The sequence below is a fragment of the Methanococcus maripaludis genome (assembly GCF_013760955.1).
GTDB lineage: Archaea > AGJL01 > Methanococci > Methanococcales > Methanococcaceae > Methanococcus > Methanococcus maripaludis_A.
The window spans coordinates 179,133-200,091 of the sequence record NZ_JACDUL010000002.1 but is presented as its reverse complement, the minus strand read 5'-3'; the positions used below and the strand labels follow the sequence as shown (position 1 = coordinate 200,091).

Sequence of the window (20,959 nt, the reverse complement as noted above, 5' to 3'; positions counted from 1 at the left end):
AAATTATGTTGTGTATTCTGAATTTATTCTAACGTAGTCATATCCTAAATCGCATCCAAATGCCGTATTTTCAAAGCTTCCCATTTTTAAATCAACGATTATTTTGATTTTATCTTCCTTCATGATTTCTTCTGCAAGCTTTAATTCAGGAGTTCCGCAGTCCGCAATCTGTTCCCCAGATTTAACCAAAATTGCCTGTTTTTCTAAAGAAATATCGCTTATTATAATATCAAAATTTGACATGTCCATTTCAGCACCGCTGTATCCGACTGCCGCTGCAATTCTACCCCAGTTTGGATCAGCACCAAACACAGCAGTTTTTAAAAGAAGTGACCTTATAATTGACATTGAAGCTTTTTTCGCATCTTCTTTCGTTTCTGCACCATAGACTGTTGCTTCGATTAATTTTTTAGCACCTTCTCCGTCTGAAACAATCATTTTTGCAAGTTCTTTTGAAACATAAGCTAAAGCACTGTCAAATTTATCTTTACAATCAATATATTTTACACCGCTCTGAGCATTCGCCAAAACATATACAGTATCGTTTGTACTCATGTCTCCATCGACAACCGCATTGTTAAAGCTTTCATCAGTTGCTTTTTGAAGGGAATTTGTTAAATCTTCTTTTGATATTTCAATATCCGTTGTAATGAATCCAAGCATTGTCGCATGAAGCATGTTTGGTGCAATCATTCCCGCACCTTTTGCAATTCCGCCGATTCTAACGGATTTACCATTTACTTCAAATTCTACAGCAATGGTTTTTGGGAAAGCATCGGTAGTCATTATTGCAGCTGATGCATTTTTGTTGCTGTTTTCTGAGGACATATTTTCAAATGCCCTTTCGACTTCAGTTGTTATAATATCCATTGGCATTCGTCTACCAATTACTCCAGTTGATGCTGAAAGTACCTGATTTTCAGGAATATTTAATAATTCAGCAGCTTTTTTTACGAGTAATTTTGCATCGTCCATTCCGCCTTTTGTAAAGCAGTTTGCATTTCCACTGTTCGCAACGATTGCCCGAAATACTGAATTATTTACTAAAACGTCCTTTGAAAGAGCAACAGGATGTGCAAAAACTTTATTTGTTGTAAATACCCCTGCTGCAACTGCATCTGTTTCTGAATATATTAATGCGGCACCGTATTTTCTATCCTTGTGCCCGTTTGCCTTAAAACCCTTTGGAGCTACGACGCCTCCATCCACAACCACGAAATTTTCGGCCATGTTTCATCATCTCTTGCGCATTTAATTTAATTCTGAAAATTATTTTATTCTAAGTATAAAAAGATTTATTCAAAATAATATTTAAAACTAAAATTATTAAATTTTAACTATTATTTTTAATTTTTTTAAGTTTACTGAATGTAATTATCCAAATTAATACAAAAACAGCAAATGACGATGAAAGAGTTGCGATTGCACCGCCAACAATACCCAAATTTGGAATCAATGTGTAATTGAATATTGCATTTAATAAAATACCCAAAAATAAAACATATACTGGAATTTTTGCATATCCAATACCCTGAAGTGATGAAGCACATATTGTATATGTACTCATGAATACTGCCGAGACAGAAAGTATCTTTAAAGAAATAATGCTTTCAGGAGTACTTATTCCAAAAAATAAGTTTAGAAGTTCTTTTGAAAATAAAAATATTATCAATAATGCAGGCAAAACTATTGAAATGTTTAAAATTGTTGCTTTTTTGAAATATGAAATATCTTTTGATTTTGAAATTCTTGGAATCAGTACTATTGCTATTGCAGATGCGAACAAGAAAAGGAGCCTTGAAAGTAACGATGCGTATCCGTAAACACCATTATCATAAGCCCCCCGCATCGAAAGTATGAAAATACCATCAAGATCATTTATAAGCCTATAGGATGCAGTCGTAAGTGCGATAGGAATTGAATAATATATAACTTTCTTAACAGAATCACTATTCTTTATCGGTGAAAATATATTTTTTAAAATGTTTGAAAAGGAATATTCGAGTTTTGATTTTGATAATAAATACATTCCAAAAATTCCTCCGATTAAAAAGGAAACTGAAATCGATAGGATTCCGCCAACTACGCCAAATAAATAGCTTAAAATTATTAAAAAAACAACTTTTGAAGTATTTTCTAAAATCCAAGTTTTTGATAAATTTTTTATCTTCAAATTGCCTTGTAATATTCCCCTACTCCAAGAAATAACAACTGAAAAGGGTAATGCAACTGCAACCGCATAAAAGTAAACGTCTGGTAAAGTAGAATAGTTTCCACCAAGTAAATACTTTAAAAATATGGTAAAAATTCCACCAAAAATTGAAAAAACAAACATTACTTTTAAAATATCATATATCCAACTGTTTTCGTTAAAATCGCCACCAGAAATAAATTTTGCCATCGCAGGTGGAATTCCAGAACAAAAAATAATAACTAACGTATCTAAAATCGGCATTAGTCCCTTGATTATACCAAAACCCTCAGTTCCAAGAATAAATGGTATTAAAAAATAAAAAAGATAGGCTGCAAATTTGGAATACATGTTTGAAAATATCATGTATGCGCTGTCTTTTAAAATTCCATCTTTTTTTAGGTTTTTAATCATGAAATCACGAACAAATTAAACTTAATTTTTGATTAACTTTTGAACCATTGCTTTATTTTTTAAAGCGGATTCAAATTTTGGATTTAATTTAACAGCTTTTTCAAAACACTCATAAGCTTTTTGGTAGTTTTTAACTTTGAAATATTCAACACCCTTATTATTCCACCGTATTGGGAGTGTTTCTTTTAATTTAAGGTGAGTTCTTTCAATATTTTTTCTTAAAGTTTCCGAATATGGATTTATTTCAAAAGCTTTTTCAAAATAGTTAAGAGCATTCTCAAAGTTTCCATTTTTATAATATTCAACACCCAATTTTGAAAATTTAGTATAATTTTCGCTTTCCTGCTTTTTTAACTTTTCTTCTATCATTTTTTTATTTTTTATTGCAGGAATATATGAAGAATTCATGTTTAAAACGCTGTTAAAACATTGAAGCGCTTTTTCGTATTCCCTAAGTTTTAAAAAAACCATTCCTTTCCCAAAGACTGCTAAAAAATCGTTTGGATAATATGAAAGTATCTTATCATAACACTCGAGTGCTTCCGAATACTTTTCAGAATTACAGAGCATTGCTCCGTGGCTGTGCCATTTTTGAATACCGTAATTGTTCTTCATGTTCCATCCTTTCAAAAGTTAAAAACAGTCCAAATCTTTTGATATAATGAATAATGAAGTTTGAAAATAAATAGCTATTGTGTAGGTAGAATTGAATTTAAAAAAAGATGTATTTTAAAGAATTATTCAAATTCAATTGTTGCTGGTGGTTTATCGGTTACATCAAGAACCACTCTTGTAACATTTGGAATTTCTGAAGTTATTCTTTTGCTGATTCTTTTTATAAGATCAAATGGAATTTCGGGGGTGTGTGCAGTCATTGCATCAAGTGAGCTTACAAATCTAAGTGCAACAACCCAGTTGTAGTCCCTAATGTCGCCCTTAACACCAGTTGCTTTTGTATCGAGCACTGCTGCAAAGTACTGCCAAAGTTCGTTTTTAAGTTCAGTTTTTTCGATCTCTTCTGAAACAATGAAGTTTGCTTCCTTACAGATTGCTAATTTTTCATCTGTAATTTCACCCAAAATCCTAACTGCAAGTCCGGGTCCTGGGAAAGGCTGCCTGTGTGCAATCTGGTCTGGAAGCCCGAGAGCTTCTGCTAAAAGTCTAACTTCATCCTTATAAAGTTCCCTTAAAGGTTCAACAACATCTAAAACCATTCCACCAGGGAGTGCAATGTTGTGGTGTGTTTTAATCTGGCCTTCACTTTCAATCCAGTCTGGCGCAATTGTTCCCTGAACAAGTACTTCTTCACCTTGTTCTTCTGCAACTTTTTCAAATACTTCGATAAAGAGTCTTCCAATTATCTTTCTTTTTTCTTCTGGATCAATTACTCCTTCGAGTTCTTTTAAAAATATGTCTTTTGCTTCAACAATTTTTAAATTGAGTCCCATCTGTTCTTTAAAAATTTTCCAGATTTCCTCAGACTCGTTTTTTCTCATCAATCCAGTATCAACGTAAACTGCAAGCAATTTATCCCCAATTGCTCTATCTGCAAGAACTGCAGCAACTGAACTGTCAACACCGCCGCTCAATGCAATGATTGTTCTCCTATTATCAATCTGCTTTCTTATTTCTTCAATAGATTCTTCTATAAATGGTTCCGTCTTGAACATTGATTTTCCTCCAAGTAGTTATTTATTTTTCGATCGCAGCTTTTATCAATCCATAAAATAATGGGTGAGGTTTGTTTGGTCGTGATTTAAATTCAGGGTGCGCTTGTGTTGCAATAAAGTACTTGTGATTTTCAAGTTCTATGAATTCTGCAAGTTTTCCGTCAGGCGACATTCCTGAAATTATTAAACCGTTTTTCTTCAAGATTTCATGGTATTCCGGATTTACTTCGTATCGGTGTCTGTGTCTTTCGGATACATTTATTGAACCGTATAATTCACTTGCAAGTGAATGTTCTGTTAAAATTGCAGGGTATGCACCAAGTCTCATGGTTCCCCCTTTTTCAGTAATTTCACGCTGTTCAGGAATGTAATCGATTACAGGGTTTTCAGTTTCTTCGTCAAATTCTGTTGAATTTGCTTTTAAACCACATACATTTCTTGCGAATTCAATTACCGCACACTGCATTCCAAGACAAATTCCCAAAAATGGAATATTTTTCTCTCTTGCATATCTTACGGCATTTACTTTTCCGTCAATTCCTCTATCTCCAAAACCGCCTGGAACTAAAATACCATGTAATTTTTCATCGTCAACCATTTTATCGAGAATTTCCACATAATTCTTGGTTTCAAGTTCTTCTGAGTTGATCCAAGCAATATTTACTTTAGTATCATTTTTAGCACCAGCATGTCCCAATGCTTCCATAATACTCATGTAAGAATCTTTTAATTCAACGTATTTTCCAACAATTCCAATTGTAATTTCATTCATTGGATTAATGATCCTATCAACAATAGCTCTCCATTCGGTTAAGTCAGGTGTAGAATCTTTTAAATTAAGTTTTTCAGTAACTAATTTTCCAATTCCTTCTTTTTCAAGGTTTAATGGAACTTCGTAAATTGTTCTTGCGTCTTTACATTCAATTACTGCTTCTTTTTCAACGTCGCAAAAGAGTGCGAGTTTTTCCCTTATTTTTTCACTTACTGGAATTTCTGATCTACACACCAAAATATCGGGCTGGATTCCGATTCCTTTTAATTCTTTTACGGAGTGCTGTGTTGGTTTTGTCTTTAATTCACCTGCACTTCTGATATATGGTAAAAGTGAAACGTGAATATATAGTACATTTTCCTTTCCAACATCTTTTTTAAACTGCCTAATTGCTTCTAAAAATGGTAAGCTTTCAATATCTCCGACAGTTCCGCCAATTTCGATAATCGTAATATCAGAGTCTTTTCCAAGCGCTTTGATTCTATCTTTTATCTCGTTTGTAATGTGCGGAATTACTTGAACCGTTTTTCCAAGGTAGTCTCCCCTTCTCTCCTTTGAAAGAACGCTCCAGTATATTTTACCTGTTGTAATATTGTTGTCAGCTTTCAATCCAATATCCACAAATCTTTCGTAATTTCCAAGGTCAAGGTCGGTTTCTCCACCATCATCAGTTACAAAAACTTCACCATGTTCAAATGGAGACATCGTACCCGCATCGATTTGCAAATAAGGGTCAATTTTAATCATATTTACGTTCAAACCCCTGGCTTTGAGAAGTCTTCCAAGAGATGATGCGGTTATTCCCTTTCCTAAAGAAGACACCACACCGCCTGTAACAAATATATATTTCATCAGAATCCCTCGATAAATACTAAAAATCAAAATAATAATTTTAGAACTATTATTCAATCAAATATAAATGTTTCCAGATTTTGAAAAATCCAAATGTTAGAATAACTAATAGATTCATGTATGTTTTAAGAGTATATGTAGTTTATCGGAAACTCAGGGGAAGATATATGTTAGAACTTAAGGTAGATTCAGAAATTGTTTTAAAAGAAATAGAATTGTTTGATGCAGAAGATATTTTTAGATTAATAGATTCAGATCGAGAAAATCTTAGAATCTGGCTTTCATTTGTGGATTCGACAAAAGAACTATTTGATACAGAGGATTTTATAAAATCAATACTGTTTCTTCCAGAAGAAATTCGAGATTTTGTTACTGTTATCATTTATAAAGGCCAAAAAATTGGATTAATCGGATTTAAGCTCACAGACTTTGTAAATAAAAAAACAGAAATTGGATACTGGATTTCAAAAGAATTTGAAAACAAAGGAATTGTGACAAAATCAATAATAAAAATGATAGATTATGCATTAGATACATTAGAACTAAACAGAATACAGATAAAGTGTGCAATTGGAAATGAAAAAAGTTCAAAAATTCCAAAAAAGCTAAATTTTAAATTTGAAGGAATTGAAAGAAGTGCTGAACTCTTGAATGGAAAATTTATCGATGCAGAAGTCTACAGTATTTTAAAAGATGAATGGAACTCTAAAAATTAAAAAAAGAAAAAGAAAAAAATTATCAAATTAAATTATTTTTTTATATGGTCGAGTAAAACTCCTTTTTTGTAGCAAAGATATAAAATCCCGGTATCGTACCTTGCATCGTGAAATCCAACGTCACTACAACCATACGCTTCTTTTGTAAACTCAAGTCCTTCGTGAGGGCATTGTTCTAAAAATTCCATTAATTCAACCAATTTTGGTCTTTTATATCTTTTTTGACCTGGAAGTTTACATATTGGAGTAAAATGAAACATTGTACAGAATTTATCTTTTGGAACATATTCCGGACCTAGCCTTTCAAATTCTGTCTTTAAAAATCGAATATCAAAAGAGATATTGTGTCCGATTATTATGGAATCTTCAAGATCATCCCTAACTTCGTCAACGGTGTCTTCGAAAGTCATTCCATTTGATAATTCGTCAAGTATTTCCATAGTTAAGCCGTGAATTTTTGCAGCACTTCTTGACATGCGGTCTACTGAGTAGTATTGATTGAAAACTTTTTTTAGGTTCAAATCTTCGTCAGTTACAAGATATGAAAGCTGTGCAATCTGACCCGGGTGAAGCCCTGTTGTTTCAGTATCTAAAAAAACATACATTTTTAACACGTTTTAATTTTAAATTTTTAATAACTCATTTCAAGATAACTCAACTATATATATCAGGTTATTTAAGCTTTATATCTAATTAAAGAATATTTCCCTGATTTAATTATGCAATGATGAGTGCCGACTTCACTGAGGATTCTTTTCCGATGAAGACAACGGGGACAGCTGAGCATAACTTTTTTAAAAAATTTATATTATAATTTTAAATTAATAGTTAAGAAGAGTCTGTTGACCATATTTCATTCCAAGTTCGCCAAGTATTTTTTTACCGATTTTTTCGCCGAAAAGTTCAAGGATTTTTTCAGGGTTATTGTTTATCTCTATTTTAGACTTAATTCCCGCATTGTAGAGTTTTCTCGATCTTGCACGACCGACATTTTTGACTTTCAATAATTCGATTAACTCTTCTTTTGCACCGTACTCAATTCTTAATTCCATTTCTAAAAGTGCCCTATAAACTTCGCTGCTATCTAAATGGATTAATTTTGCAATCTCCTTTGTTGAATATATCATCCATTTAGCCTGTTCAACTTTATACCTTAATATTCCCGGTTCAACACCATACTTTTCCAAAATTATTTCTTCAGGTATTTCACTTACCCAGTCGCAGAACATTTTTGAATTCTTAAAAGCTTCGATATTTTCTATCGAATAATCTTTCAGTCCCATTTTATCCATTTCAAGAATTAAATCAAGTTCTTCATTTGGCCGAATTCTTAAAAGTGGTCGCATTTCGTTAGTTTTTGAAATTAAATAGAACAGATACTGATCTATTTTAGATCGATCCAGTTGACTGCATTTTTTCTTTAATTCATTCAATTCTTCAATTATAATTTCAGAACTCATCGGGTCAATATAGAGTTCAGAAATTCTTTTTCCAAGCTTTGTTGATCTAAATTCTACTTTAGAATTTGGATTTGTAAGATCAAACGAAGTTTCTTTTGAATCTAAAACTAAATTGTTTGAAGAGTCCAATGATAATTCCAAAACCTTGTTTTCTGTTTTTTTATGAACTGTTGTTTCTAAAAATTTATTTTTTTCTAAAAATTCTACAACTTCGGATACATTTAATAAAACTGCACCAATATTTCCAAACTGGTATGCATAAAATGTATTTTTCATAAAATTGACGAGGCTTTCGCCATCTTTAATTTCTCCTGTCGAAATTAAACCCAAAATATGAATTCTCAAAACTTTCTGGTTTGCAAGCTTTGAATAAATATTTTCTACATTTCCAATAAGTATTTCATAAGCTTTTTCTGCTTCTTTTTCATTTTTAATATAAATTATTCCTTCACCATATGGATCCAGTCCCGGTCGACCTGCTCTTCCAATACATTGTTGAATTTCCATTCTTGGAATATCTACAAGGCCGTTTTGTGAGTATCTTTTTGTATCCCGTACAATTGCTCGCCTGCATGGTAAATTTAATCCTGCTGAAAGCGTTGGAGTACAGCAAATTACTTTTATCAGCCGGTTTCTAAATCCATCTTCAACAATTTTTCTATGTTGGTATGTAAGTCCAGCATGGTGAAATGATACTCCCTTTTTAATACATTCAGAAAGTGCCCTACAGGTTTCAGTTGGTGTATCAAGAATTGATAAAATATCTTCGCTTAATTTATTCAATTCATGCTGTTCAGTTTTCGTTAAATATCTGGTTAAATTGTGTTTTTTAGCTTCACCAACGGCATTTCTTTTTGAATTACAAAAAATTAAACAGGAACCTTTTTCTTCAACACTATCAACTATTAAATCAGTTAAATTATTTTTAGATAATTTTTTAATTTTTTTTGCAGGATTTTTTAAAAATTCGAGTTCATTTTCGAAGTAAATTCCTTTTTTTAGTTCAACTGGCCTCCATTCATCCACAATTAATTTTGCATTTAACCAGTTTGAGAGTTCTTCAGGATTTCCAATTGTTGCAGAAAGTCCAACAATCTGGGCATTTAAATTTTTTAATTTCGTTAAAATTACTTCTAAAGTTCCCCCTCGTTCATTGTCGCCGATTAAATGAATTTCGTCAATTATTGCTAATGATACCGTGTTTATCCATTCAACATTGTGTCTCATCAATGAATCGAGCTTTTCAGAAGTGGTGATTATTATATGAAATTTTGAAAGGTCTTCTTTTGTATCGAAGTCCCCGATAGATAAACCCACCTTTATTCCATACTTTTCGTATTTTTCCCTAAATTCATCAAATTTCTCGTTTGCCAGTGCCTTTAATGGGACGATAAATAGTCCTTTTTTTCCAGTTAAATTTCTATTTTCATCCAAAATATGGTTTAGTAACGCCATTTCTCCAATTAGCGTTTTTCCACTTGCAGTTGGAATACATATCAAAAAATTTTTTAATTTATCAAAAAGTCCTTCATCAATCACTCTTTTTTGAGGAGGCCTTAATTCAGTAATTTTGTTTTCCTTAAGTAGATCTAATACGTGCATTTTTTCAACATTTTGTTAATTCTTTCTTCTTAATTGTAATCCCAGTATAATATAATTTTTGCCCATATGAGTAATAATAATTACAGAATCTTATTACATAGTAATAAAATATCATAAGATATTTATACCCCGATATATCAAATATTATCTGTATTAAATATATTAAAAAGTTAATACTCTAAAACGGGTGAGGCTATGCACATACCAGATGGATTTATCCCATTTTGGGAAAGCGCGATATTTTGGGTAATTTCCCTGATATTTTTAAGCTTGTCCTTAAGATGGGCATCAAAAGAAATGAATGAAAAGACAGTTCCATTATTTACGGCACTTGCAGCAGGTATCTTTGCAATTCAGGCAATGAACATGCCAATACCTTGGGGAACCAGTGGACACATGGTTGGTGCAGCATTGACTGCAATAGTGTTTGATAGCCCTTGGGCTGCTGTATTACTGTTGGCTATGGTTTTAATTGTTCAAGGATTATTCTTTGCAGACGGTGGTTTAATCGTCATGGGTACAAACATCTTTAACATGGGTATTGTTGGCGGATTTGCAGGATACTACATCTTCAAAGCATTGAAAAAGACGAACTTCCACGTTGCGATATTTATTGCCGCATGGGCTGCAACATTTATAGCTTCATTAGTTTGTGCAGCAGAACTTGCAATTGCAGGAACATTCCCTATAGACCTTGGAATTCAATTTATGGGTCTTTACCACGCAGTAATCGGAATTATTGAAGGATTAATCACTGTAATTGTGGTAGGCTACCTCGCATCAGCTCGACCGGATCTTGTAAAGAGCGTAAAAAAGGTGGTTTTAAATGAATAACAACTCGATATTAATTGCGGGATTAATTGTTGCAGTATTACTTGGAATTGCAGCTCCATTTTTAGCTTCCGGAAACCCTGATGGGTTAGAAAGTGCTGCAGAAAAAATTGTTAACTTAGATGTTTTAGATGCAAATTTGGAAGAAGCAGGACTTGAAGAAGAAGGAACAATCGCACCTTCACCTATGCCAGACTATGCAATTCCGGGAATGGAAAAAATTGGTGAAATTGCAGCATTAATAATTGGTATTTTACTCGTTACATTGCTTTCATTTGGTGTTGGTTCACTTCTTAAATCAACTTCAAAAAACTAAAAAACCAATTTTTACTTTTTTACTTTTTTAAAAATTCAAACTTTCGAGCATTTATTTTCTTGCATATTTTTATATAATTTATACCAAAAACATGATTTTAAAATTAAACAGGTGTATTTATGATAAAACATATCGTTATGTGGAAATTGAAAGAAAATGCAGAGGATAAAAAAAAATTTGAGAATGCAAAAATTATTAAAACGAATTTAGAAAGCTTAAAAGAAGTTATTCCTGAAATAAAATATATTGAAGTTGGAATTGATTCGAAAAAATTTGAAAATAACTACGATGTAGTTTTAGTTTCAGAATTTAATAGTTTTGAAGATTTAGAAATTTATCAAAAAAATGAAGAACATTTAAAAGTTGCAGAATTTGTAAAATCAGTTGCGGAATCTCGAATTGCAGTTGATTACGAATTTTAATTAATTTTACTAATATTTGCATTATTTCTCGCATTTTTTAAAAAATAATAGGTTTTTTATACATTAATAACTATTTTAGATTAGTAATACAATCTAATCAGTTTCAAAATAGTATAACATAGTATAATATCAAAAATGTTGGTCGGCTCAAATTTTGCATGGATCATTACGCAGTCTGGAACAAGATGCATTTGTTGAAAGTCCACTCCATAATATGGATGCTAGAATCAAATTAATATTCGTTTTTGCCGTAGTTTTGACTGCAACACTTTTTAATAATGCTTATTTAATGATTTTAATAGAAATTTACATATTATGTATAATGCTCTTTTCAAAAATCCCTATTCTAAATTTGCTCAAAAGAATTATAATGATAATACCATTTGGCGGATTTATAACATTATTCCAACCATTCATACGAGGAGAATCGATAATATTTTATTTAGGAATATTCCCAGTTTATAGTGAAGGATTAGATTTTGGAATTTCATTATTTTTAAAATTTTTAGTGGCTATATCTTCGGTAGTACTACTTTCATCCACTACGCCGATGTATGAAGTGATAAATGCTGGAAAAAAACTTGGGATTCCGAGTATCATGGCCACACTTCTTGGAATGATGATTAGATATCTATTTGTGATGTTTGATGTTTTAGAATCCACAATAAAAGCGCAGAAATCAAGAGCACTTAACCGGAAAAATTTGGGTTATAAAGAGCTTTTGAACACGTTTGGGTCATTAATCGGCCTTGTTTTCTTAAAATCTTATGAACAGGGCGAAAGAACTTATTTAGGAATGCTTTCAAGAGGATATTCAAAAGATTCTAAAATAAAAACGCTTAGTCAAAGAATCGGCGTTAATGACATAGTATTTTTAGCCGTAACTACACTAGTATTATCACTTGGAATACTTTCACTATAGATTATTCTAAAAATAACGTTAATTTTAGACGTATTTTTGAGAGTTATATTATGCCTTTAAATAAAGAACATAATATAGAATCGTAACGTCTACCTGATTAATAATTTAATAATTATGGAGCTTTTTATCAAAAAATAAAAAGTTAGATAAATGTATAATTTTAAAAGTAATATTAAAGAAATTTAAAAGGGCTCACCATGGGAATATTATCCATTTTCGAAACAAAGGAACCAAAAAAATTGCTTGAAAAGGGTATTGACTATTATAATAAAGGTAAATATCAAAAAGCGATAGAATTTTTTAATAAAGCCATTGGTTCAGAACCAAAAAATCCTGATGCATGGTATTTTAAAGGAAATGCCTACAAGATGCTTGAAAAATCAAAACTAGCTCAGGATTCATACGAAAAAGCACTATCCATAAGCCCAACCAATCTCGAAATAATAAAAAACTATGCGATGTTGTTAAATTCCTTGGAATTGTTTAAAGAATCTATTGAAATTTTGGAAAATGTTTCTGAACCAGATTTTAAAGTTACTGAAATTTTAGGTGACGCTTACTTAAAAACAGGTAAGTTTGAAGAAGCACTTGTGGAATTTGATAAAATTCTAGAAAAAAAACCAAAATATAAAGACGTACTTGCAAAAAAAGGAACTGCACTCGTTGGACTTAGAAAATTTAACGAAGCTCTTGATATTTATGAAAAAATCTTAAAAATAAGCCCGTATGATACACAAGTATGGAAAAACATTGGTAATGCATTCTATACAGTTAAAAGATATGAAAAAGCAATTCAATTTTACGACATGTATTTATCGGAACACAAAAATAACTTTCAAGTGACCCTTTCAAAAGGCGATGCTTTGAGAAAACTCGGAAAAACTAACGAAGCACTTGATCTCTATACAAAAGTTCTTGAAAACCATATAAACAGCCATGAACCTTGGTGCAGAGTTGGACTTTTGTATTACGAAAATAAAGATTATGAAACTGCCCTTTATTACTTAGAACTTGCATATGAAAGAAATCCTCTAAATCCATCTATACTTGTAAAAATTGCTCGAACATACATTAAATTAAAAAATTACAATAAAGCTCTCGAATTTATTGAAAAAGCATTGGATAAAGATAACGGATATGCAAAAGCATGGTGCTATAAAGGCCAGATTTTAAACATTTTAGAAAGACATTATGAGGCAGTAGACTGCTTTAAAAAAGCTATTACACTGAATAAAAACGTTTCTGACTTTTGGATACAGCTTTCCAATGTATATAAAACCATTGGAAATGAAGAATATTCAAAAGAAGCATATGCTAATGCAGTAAAACTTGAACCCCAACTTACAAGTCCAAAAAGTACTGAAAGTTCAAGATTATAATTAAATGCTAAATATAACCTAAATCATATCATACAATTATAAATAGAATAGATTTTATACGATTAGCAAAATCGAAATTTGAGCCCGGTGAAAAAGTGGAAGAAGAAAAGTTCTATGTAACACAAGCTTTGTCTGAATCTGATGTTTTTGGAAAGTTAAGAATGTTAATTGCTGAAAATGTTTCAGGACTTTACAATTTAACTGTTAAAAACAGTTTAAACCATAAATTTTACTCGATAAAGTTTATAGTTAAAGCGAAAAGCGAAAATTATGCAAAACTCTGTGAAATACTTCAAAAAAATGAAATCATATTGGTAAACTGTTACGAACTGCTTTTCCCATCATATAAAATAGTTATAACTGGGGATGCAGAGAACTGCTTGACAATGCAGAAAGAACTGCTCGAAATATTGATGGCATACGGTTCTGTTCCAATAAAATCAAAACTTTCATCAGATGAATTTATCAAAGGATCATTAGAAGTAACCGTTACAAACAAGGACCCTTCAAACTGCATTAAATTCTTGGAACTCATGAGAAAAAACAAAGATATGGAATATAAAATCACTCCTGTCGATGAAAGCGAACTTTAAATTTACTTAAAAAAGGGGAATAGGTGATTTAATGGTCCTCGGGTTTCTTCGTTCAAAATCTAACAAATTAAAAAAGCTTCTGGAAGACGATATGCTAAACGACGCTCAAAAAATGTTGGATGAGGACGATTCATTAACTTCGGATTTATTTATGTATTTTAAATCAAATAGTGAGACTTTAAAAGCGAATGCTATTTATTTGCTCACAAAAAATTATCTAAAAAATAATAAGGATATTTCTGAATTGTTTTCCCCTTTAAAAGCATTTTTATCACAAAAAAGCGAAGTTTTAGTTTTGAATTCATTAATTTCACTTAAATTGATAACAGATGTTTATCCAGAGGTTTATGAAAATTTTAATTCAGAAGTAAGCCACATAAACAAGACTTTTGTTAATTTAGACATTAGAAATTATACTGGAAACTTGATCAAGAAATACGGGAAATTTAAGGAATACAATCTTTCAGAGAATCAAAAAAAGCTTCAAAAACATGTTAAGCAGTTGATGAAGTCGTCAAAACAGGAATCTCTCTTTGGAAGATTGATGGAAATTGGATCGTCATTATTCTTTGTGTTACCTGAGAAGCTAGAAATTACTGAGGAAATGCTTGAAGAATCCATTTCAAAAGAAGATTTACAATTTAACGTGTTTACTATTGAAACCCTTAAATCAGGTAAGATAAAAGAGTTAGATCCGCTAAATATCGTATACCAGCTCTCGAAATTACCCACTCTTACCAAAGGGCAGGTTGATGATACGATGCCCCAAACACTTGATTTGATGGGCTGTTCTAAAAACATGATCGTAAGAAGTATGGTTTTAAATACTGTCTATGAAATATCACAGACGTACCCTGATGTATTATATAATCACCTTTCGGGCCTTGAACTCTATGCAGAACAGTATGGTGGAAATGATCCAGTATTTAAAGCAATTCTTAAAGAAATAGCTAAATTGTATAATTTGGACAAATCTCCTCTTTCAAAATTACTTTAAAACCAATAATACTTTTTTAATTTAAAAATAAAAAAAATAAATTAATATTTATAAGGGAAACTTTTTATCAGTTCTTTCATTTCTTCGTTGTTGATATATTCTTTATTTCCGATTTTAAGAACTTTTTCTGAAGTAACCCTTCCAAAAGGAGTTAACGGGCACCTATTTTTAACTGCAACATCCAATACATTTGAAACTTCATCTTCAGGAACACTTACTAGGTAAGTTCCAAGATACCTTGTGGCCCTTGGGTGAGGCAGACCTGTTATTTCAACACCATACTGGGCTTTCAAAAGCATCTCCAAAATGTTACAGAGCCAACCGCCTCTTGAAGCATCTTTACAGGCGTGAACTTCGATATTGTTTTTTAAAATTTCCAAAAATGTATCAAATTTATTCTTTGCTTTTTGAATTCTTTCCCCAATGTCTCCTTCCACCGGGTGTCCGAGCATTAACATTACATCCCCATCTTTTGAACCCGAATCGCGAATAAATTTATCTGAAATAAGTTCTCCAAAAACAACAACACTCATACAGGATTTCAATGATTCGATTGTTTGAGTATTTCCGCCAATTATTGGAATGTCAAGTCCAATTGATTGTTTTTTTAAACCATCGACTGCAATTTTAATTTCTTCTTCATTTGCAGCCTGTATTGCATCCATTGCATAAAGTGGTTTTGCGCCCATTGCAACAATATCACATGTAGTATGGATAAGCGCAGTTTTTGAGCCCAATATCAATGGATATGGCCCTTCCATATTATAAACAGATTTTCCAACTACTACCCCATCATCCCCTGCACGAATTCCACTCAAAAGACCAGGAACCTTTGAATCCATGTTCCAGAGTTCTTTTCTTGGGTAGTTATTCTCCATCATGTGATCTATTGCATATTTAATTTCATACTCGATATTTTCCATGTTCTCACGTTAAATTATATAAATCATGTAAATTAATATTTTAAAATGGTTTAAAAAGCATTTCTACTATTTCCAAAGATAAATTTATTCAAAATATGGGTTGTTTTTATATAAATATTCCTTTTAAAATATAGATTTAAATATAAATTATCCAGATTATTTAAGATAAAAATGGTAAAACGGGTGCCCCATGGTAAACTTTAGTAAAAATGAAATTGAAGTTATAAAAAACGTATTAAAACGAGCAGAATCGATTTCAAGAGATGTTGACCCGAAACTTTTTATTTATTCTGAAGATATGTACCTTGGAAGAAACGATTCTTGCAGGGCAGCACTCTATGCCTTGGAAAACGAAGAATTTTTAGAAGATTTTGGAGAAGAAGAAATTGAAGAGATCTTTTGGGATGAATTACAGCTATATGTTGATTATCTATACACTGAAAAGTCTGAAATTCAATCTGAAAATGAGTCCTTAGGATCAAAACACATCGATGAAAAAATTGTGGAAATTAAAAAACTTATGAAAAAAATAAGGCCGTTTGATGAATAAAAATCGAATTATTTATCTTTTAAAAATTAAACTTTGCAAAGTATTTTTATATGTTTGAATCATATGGTATCTCTGCGTTAAATCGAAAATTATGTGCGAGTTTTTTGGTGGTTTTATGAGAAACACTCCCAAAATTTGTGTTATTAATGGAGATGGCATTGGAAACGAAGTGATTCCAGAAACAGTGCGCGTCTTGAGTGAAATTGGGGATTTTGAATTTATAGAAACACATGCAGGCTACGAATGTTTTAAAAGATGTGGCGATGCAATACCTGAAAAGACCATAGAAATTGCAAAAGAATCTGATTCTATTCTTTTTGGATCTGTTACCACCCCGAAACCAACTGAATTAAAAAATAAACCATATAGGAGTCCAATATTAACTTTAAGAAAAGAACTCGACCTTTATGCAAACATAAGACCGACGTTCAACTTCAAAGACCTTGATTTTGTGATAATTCGTGAAAATACCGAAGGTCTTTATGTAAAAAAAGAATATTACGACGAAAAAAATGAAGTTGCGATTGCTGAACGAGTTATTTCCAAATTCGGAAGCTCAAGAATTGTAAAATATGCTTTTGATTATGCACTTCAAAACAATAGGAAAAAGGTATCCTGTATCCATAAAGCAAATGTTTTGAGAATTACCGATGGCTTATTTTTGGAAGTCTTTGAAGAAATCTCGAAAAAATATGAAAAATTAGGAATAGCATCTGATGATTACCTAATTGATGCAACAGCCATGTATTTAATTAGAAATCCGCAAATGTTTGATGTTATGGTTACAACCAATTTATTTGGGGATATTTTATCTGACGAAGCTGCTGGACTTATCGGTGGACTTGGAATGTCTCCTTCGGCAAACATCGGCGATAAAAACGGATTATTCGAACCAGTCCATGGTTCTGCACCAGATATTGCGGGAAAGGGAATTTCAAACCCTATTGCATCAATTTTGAGTGCTGCAATGATGCTTGATCATTTGAATATGAATAAAGAAGCAGAATGCATAAGAAATGCAGTTAAAAAAGCTGTTGAATGTAAATATCTAACTCCTGATCTTGGGGGAAACTTAAAAACTTCTGAAGTTACAGATAAAATCATTGAATCAATAAAATCTCAAATGGTTCAATGATCAATACTAAAAATTTAAAAACTATTAGGTAAAACATTATTTGTAAATTGATTCGGTGATTTCATGAGATTTAAACTCGATGGGAGAATAATATTCAGCAAGGATGTCGAAGAAGAAACACAAAAAGATATCGTCGAAGTTTTGGAAAACAGAGATATTTTCTTAAAAGGTGTTCCAGAAGGCAAAGAAAATGAGGCTTCAAAAATTGAAGGTTATGAATTTGATGGAAAGGATTTAAAACTTAAAATGACTTCAGGAACGTACACGAGAGCACATGAAGGTATTGTAAGATTGAAAAAACCAATAATGGAAAAAGTTGGAAGAAAACACCAGATTGGAATTCGAGATGTTGCAATTGATAGATACGTTGTAACACTTACTGCAGAACCTTCAAAAGTTAGCGAATTAAAAGGATTAAAAGTTCCAGAATGTGAAGTTGAATTAGAAAGCGAAAAAATCAACATTGTCTTTGAAAATTTGGGCGATGGGGAATTAAAAAGAAATATAATCGATAGAGCAATTAAATTCGTTAAAAATGAACTTGATAAGCAAGATCAGGATTTAACTTTTGAAGTTTGTAAAATTGCTCCCGGAACAATTGTTTCAGACTACAAAGCAAAGCGAGAAATTACATTTGATACAGACCCGACAGAATTGGCAGAACCAAACGGATGGGTAAAGAGATTCCCTGGAAGAGGACAGTGGTTTTATACTGCGCCAATGGCAAAATTGTTCAGGGCGTTTGAAAGCTTAATTATCGAAGAATGTATCGATAAAATAGGTTTTGATGAGTGTTTATTCCCTAAATTAATTCCACTAGATGTAATGTACAAAATGAGATATTTGGAAGGTCTTCCTGAGGGAATGTACTACGTATGTCCTCCAAAAAGGGAACCTGAAATGTTTCAGGATTTTGTAAACGAAATGATGATTAAAAAAGAAATTCCAATTGAAAAATTAAAAACTTTGTTAAGAGATCCTGCATATGTTTTAGCACCTGCACAGTGTGAACCGTTCTACAGTTTCTTCGATCATGAATTGGTTGACGTTGACCACCCTTCGAAATTTTTCGACAAAAGTGGTTGGACTTACAGGTGGGAAGGCGGTGGAGCCAAAGGTCTTGACAGAGTAAATGAGTTCTTGAGGGGAGAATGTGTATGGATGGGCACTCCAGAATTTGTGGAAACCGTTCGAGATGATACATTAAAATACGCAGAAAATCTGGCAGAAAAATTAGATTTAGAGTACTGGACCGAAGTTGGTGACGATCCATTCTATTTAGAAGGTAGGAAGAAAGAAGATAGGGGAATTGAATTCCCAGACGTTCCAAAATACGAAATGAGACTTTGGTTACCACACATTAAAGAAGAAAGAAAAGGTGTTGCAGTAACTTCAGCAAATATCCATGGAACTCACTTTATAGAAGGATTTGGAATTAAAGACTATAAAGAAAGAAAAGTTTGGACTGGATGTACAGGATATGGATTAACAAGATGGGTAATTGGATTTTTAGCACAATACGGCTACAATTACGACGATTGGCCAGAATTAATCCAGAAAAAAGTTGGAAAATTGCCAGAAATTCCTAAATTAATAACCTGGCCATAATTTCACTTATCTATTAAATCCTTTTTTATCCGATATTATGGATTTTTTAGGCTATTAACGTAAGAAAAATGGTTTTTTTAAGGAGCAATATTTTATATAATAATGTACACAGTACAATATGTCACTGGGGGGTGTACATTATGGATTTGAATTATGTGATTAATACAGTCCTTGGCTGTTATGACACCATATTTATATCTTTAGCAGTCATCGGGATCTCCGTATGGAGTACTTTTTGGTTTTGGGCCGCTACCTCTGAAGTATAAGTTAACTTACCTTTTTGGGCCCTTCTTTTTTAATTTTTGTATAACTTTGTAATACGGTTCGTGAGGCACATGTAAAAACTTCTCACGAATATGCTTTACAGAGTTTGAGATTCCAATTATATGTATGTTTATCGGCTTTTTTCGGTGTTCATTGCTTAAACTAAGCGAACTTCTTAAATTATCGACTTCATCTCTTGAAATTCTAAGTATTCCGTAAGGGTGGTTGTAATCGATTAACCAGGGATTTGCTTTGGAACATCCTAAAACTCCGGAATAATTCATTAAAGCATTCCTAACAATTGCAATCACGTCTTTTTGAAATAGTTCATCTTCAAAAATAATTTCAAGTGCAACGTATCGTTTTTTTTCTCTCAATGTTGGAGGTAGTGTTTTTAACATCGTGTATTTCCCCTATATATACTAAAATAAAAATAATAAACGCAATATTTATAATAATTAGGCCAGTTATAAAAACTTGGTGATTATTGTGTTGAAAAATCATGCTTTAAGAATATTGGAAGAATCACTCAATTACGATGTCGGTTTTGGAGATCTTACAACTGAATTAATGATACCAAAAAACCAGGAATCAGAAGCAGTTTTTGTTGCTAAAGAAGAATCCGTAATCTGCGGAATTGATTTTGTAGTTGAATTTATGGAAAAAAATGGATTAACTTGCACTCAATTAATAAATGATGGTGACCGGGTTATTGGACCTTTTTTAAAAGTTAGGGGGAACACAAAAACGATACTAACTCTTGAAAGGACCGTTTTAAATTTTTTGATGCACCTTTCCGGAATTTCAAATAAAACCCACAGGATAATAAAAGACGTAAGAGAAATTAATAAAACTGTAAAAATTGCGGCAACGAGAAAAACGCACCCCCTCCTTTCGATGATTGAAAAATATGCAGTATTTATTGGTGGTGGCGATACACACAGGTTCAGGCTTGATGACATGGTTATGATTAAAGATAATCACATTCAGGCTGTTGGAATAAAAGAATGCTTCAAAAGAGCTGAAAAATTAAGCTTTTCAAAAAAAATTGAAATAGAAGTCGATACAATTGAACAGTTGAAAGAAGTTATTGAGCATAAACCAGATATTATACTTCTTGACAATTTTGAATTTAAAAATATAGAAATTGCACTCGATATTATTTTGGGATTTGAACAGAAAACGGGATTTAGACCAAAAATTGAACTTAGCGGCGGAATAAATGAAAATAACGTCAAAGATTATGCAAAATACAATGTAGATGTTATTTCAATGGGTTCGTTGATTCATTCAGCAGTATCTGTCGATATCGGACTTGATTTACTGTAAATTAATTCAATTT

At 32.0% G+C, this 20,959-nt stretch carries 21 protein-coding genes; 12 read left to right on the top strand and 9 right to left on the bottom strand.

All coding sequences use genetic code 11. The features are described from left to right. Nucleotides 1-3 precede the first annotated feature (3 nt). The 5 genes from argJ to pyrG all read right to left on the bottom strand — a co-directional run bounded on the left by argJ (nt 4) and on the right by pyrG (nt 5,899). On the bottom strand, nt 4-1,230 hold the full coding sequence (gene argJ / locus HNP90_RS03880) for a bifunctional ornithine acetyltransferase/N-acetylglutamate synthase (protein ID WP_011976552.1): 1,227 nt from the start codon (nt 1,228-1,230) through the stop codon (nt 4-6). Between the two features lie 103 nt (nt 1,231-1,333). Further along, a complete protein-coding gene (locus HNP90_RS03875) occupies nt 1,334-2,605 on the bottom strand; it encodes a flippase (RefSeq protein WP_011976551.1) in 1,272 nt (423 codons plus the stop codon). Nucleotides 2,606-2,626: 21 nt separating this feature from the next. Then, nucleotides 2,627-3,220 carry a tetratricopeptide repeat protein gene (locus tag HNP90_RS03870; protein ID WP_011976550.1) on the bottom strand — a complete coding sequence of 198 codons (594 nt, stop codon included), beginning with the start codon at nt 3,218-3,220 and terminating at the stop codon, nt 2,627-2,629. A 122-nt stretch (nt 3,221-3,342) separates the two neighbouring features. Next, nucleotides 3,343-4,275, bottom strand: coding sequence for a glutamine-hydrolyzing GMP synthase (guaA, locus tag HNP90_RS03865; protein WP_011976549.1), 933 nt, complete (start codon nt 4,273-4,275; stop codon nt 3,343-3,345). A 22-nt stretch (nt 4,276-4,297) separates the two neighbouring features. Further along, nucleotides 4,298-5,899 carry a glutamine hydrolyzing CTP synthase gene (pyrG, locus tag HNP90_RS03860; RefSeq protein WP_011976548.1) on the bottom strand — a complete coding sequence of 534 codons (1,602 nt, stop codon included), beginning with the start codon at nt 5,897-5,899 and terminating at the stop codon, nt 4,298-4,300. Between the two features lie 167 nt (nt 5,900-6,066). Here pyrG and HNP90_RS03855 point away from each other — a divergent pair, with 167 nt between their 5' ends. Continuing rightward, entirely contained in the window at nt 6,067-6,615 is a 549-nt protein-coding gene (locus tag HNP90_RS03855) for a GNAT family N-acetyltransferase (protein WP_011976547.1), read from the top strand. A 32-nt stretch (nt 6,616-6,647) separates the two neighbouring features. Here the strand turns inward: HNP90_RS03855 and HNP90_RS03850 are convergent, their stop codons facing one another. Together HNP90_RS03850 and HNP90_RS03845 are read right to left on the bottom strand one after the other, a co-directional pair. Further along, a complete protein-coding gene (locus HNP90_RS03850) occupies nt 6,648-7,220 on the bottom strand; it encodes a 3'-5' exonuclease (protein ID WP_011976546.1) in 573 nt (190 codons plus the stop codon). Nucleotides 7,221-7,436: 216 nt separating this feature from the next. Beyond that, nucleotides 7,437-9,677, bottom strand: coding sequence for a DEAD/DEAH box helicase (locus tag HNP90_RS03845; protein ID WP_011976545.1), 2,241 nt, complete (start codon nt 9,675-9,677; stop codon nt 7,437-7,439). Between the two features lie 195 nt (nt 9,678-9,872). Here HNP90_RS03845 and cbiM point away from each other — a divergent pair, with 195 nt between their 5' ends. The 7 genes from cbiM (at nt 9,873) to HNP90_RS03810 (ending at nt 15,137) form a co-directional block, all read left to right on the top strand. After that, nucleotides 9,873-10,511, top strand: coding sequence for a cobalt transporter CbiM (cbiM, locus tag HNP90_RS03840; RefSeq protein WP_011976544.1), 639 nt, complete (start codon nt 9,873-9,875; stop codon nt 10,509-10,511). Further along, nucleotides 10,504-10,824: a PDGLE domain-containing protein gene (locus tag HNP90_RS03835; protein ID WP_011976543.1), complete on the top strand. Its 321-nt coding sequence runs from the start codon at nt 10,504-10,506 to the stop codon at nt 10,822-10,824. Before cbiM ends, HNP90_RS03835 begins: the two co-directional genes overlap by 8 nt. Nucleotides 10,825-10,943: 119 nt before the next feature. Next, on the top strand, nt 10,944-11,246 hold the full coding sequence (locus tag HNP90_RS03830; RefSeq protein ID WP_011976542.1) for a Dabb family protein: 303 nt from the start codon (nt 10,944-10,946) through the stop codon (nt 11,244-11,246). 154 nt (nt 11,247-11,400) lie between these two features. Beyond that, nucleotides 11,401-12,168: a cobalt ECF transporter T component CbiQ gene (gene cbiQ, locus HNP90_RS03825; RefSeq protein ID WP_011976541.1), complete on the top strand. Its 768-nt coding sequence runs from the start codon at nt 11,401-11,403 to the stop codon at nt 12,166-12,168. Nucleotides 12,169-12,365: 197 nt separating this feature from the next. Beyond that, nucleotides 12,366-13,547, top strand: coding sequence for a tetratricopeptide repeat protein (locus HNP90_RS03820; protein WP_011976540.1), 1,182 nt, complete (start codon nt 12,366-12,368; stop codon nt 13,545-13,547). Between the two features lie 95 nt (nt 13,548-13,642). After that, the gene (locus HNP90_RS03815; protein WP_011976539.1) at nt 13,643-14,140 is read left to right on the top strand and encodes a hypothetical protein; all 498 of its coding nucleotides are present in this window, start codon (nt 13,643-13,645) and stop codon (nt 14,138-14,140) included. 31 nt (nt 14,141-14,171) lie between these two features. Then, nucleotides 14,172-15,137 carry a hypothetical protein gene (locus tag HNP90_RS03810; RefSeq protein ID WP_011976538.1) on the top strand — a complete coding sequence of 322 codons (966 nt, stop codon included), beginning with the start codon at nt 14,172-14,174 and terminating at the stop codon, nt 15,135-15,137. Between the two features lie 41 nt (nt 15,138-15,178). Here HNP90_RS03810 and HNP90_RS03805 read toward each other — a convergent pair whose 3' ends face one another. Continuing rightward, nucleotides 15,179-16,060 carry an AIR synthase related protein gene (locus HNP90_RS03805; RefSeq protein WP_011976537.1) on the bottom strand — a complete coding sequence of 294 codons (882 nt, stop codon included), beginning with the start codon at nt 16,058-16,060 and terminating at the stop codon, nt 15,179-15,181. Between the two features lie 190 nt (nt 16,061-16,250). Between HNP90_RS03805 and HNP90_RS03800 the strand changes: the two genes are divergently transcribed. The 3 genes from HNP90_RS03800 (at nt 16,251) to serS (ending at nt 19,353) form a co-directional block, all read left to right on the top strand. Continuing rightward, entirely contained in the window at nt 16,251-16,610 is a 360-nt protein-coding gene (locus HNP90_RS03800; RefSeq protein WP_011976536.1) for a hypothetical protein, read from the top strand. 115 nt (nt 16,611-16,725) lie between these two features. Then, nucleotides 16,726-17,745, top strand: coding sequence for a homoisocitrate dehydrogenase (gene aksF, locus HNP90_RS03795; protein WP_011976535.1), 1,020 nt, complete (start codon nt 16,726-16,728; stop codon nt 17,743-17,745). A gap of 63 nt (nt 17,746-17,808) precedes the next feature. Next, nucleotides 17,809-19,353 carry a serine--tRNA ligase gene (serS, locus tag HNP90_RS03790; RefSeq protein ID WP_011976534.1) on the top strand — a complete coding sequence of 515 codons (1,545 nt, stop codon included), beginning with the start codon at nt 17,809-17,811 and terminating at the stop codon, nt 19,351-19,353. Nucleotides 19,354-19,625: 272 nt separating this feature from the next. Here serS and HNP90_RS03785 read toward each other — a convergent pair whose 3' ends face one another. Further along, nucleotides 19,626-20,018 (bottom strand): Rpp14/Pop5 family protein, encoded by a 393-nt coding sequence (locus HNP90_RS03785; protein ID WP_011976533.1) that lies wholly within the window; start codon nt 20,016-20,018, stop codon nt 19,626-19,628. A gap of 88 nt (nt 20,019-20,106) precedes the next feature. Here HNP90_RS03785 and nadC point away from each other — a divergent pair, with 88 nt between their 5' ends. Continuing rightward, nucleotides 20,107-20,946: a carboxylating nicotinate-nucleotide diphosphorylase gene (nadC, locus tag HNP90_RS03780; protein WP_011976532.1), complete on the top strand. Its 840-nt coding sequence runs from the start codon at nt 20,107-20,109 to the stop codon at nt 20,944-20,946. Nucleotides 20,947-20,959 lie beyond the last annotated feature (13 nt).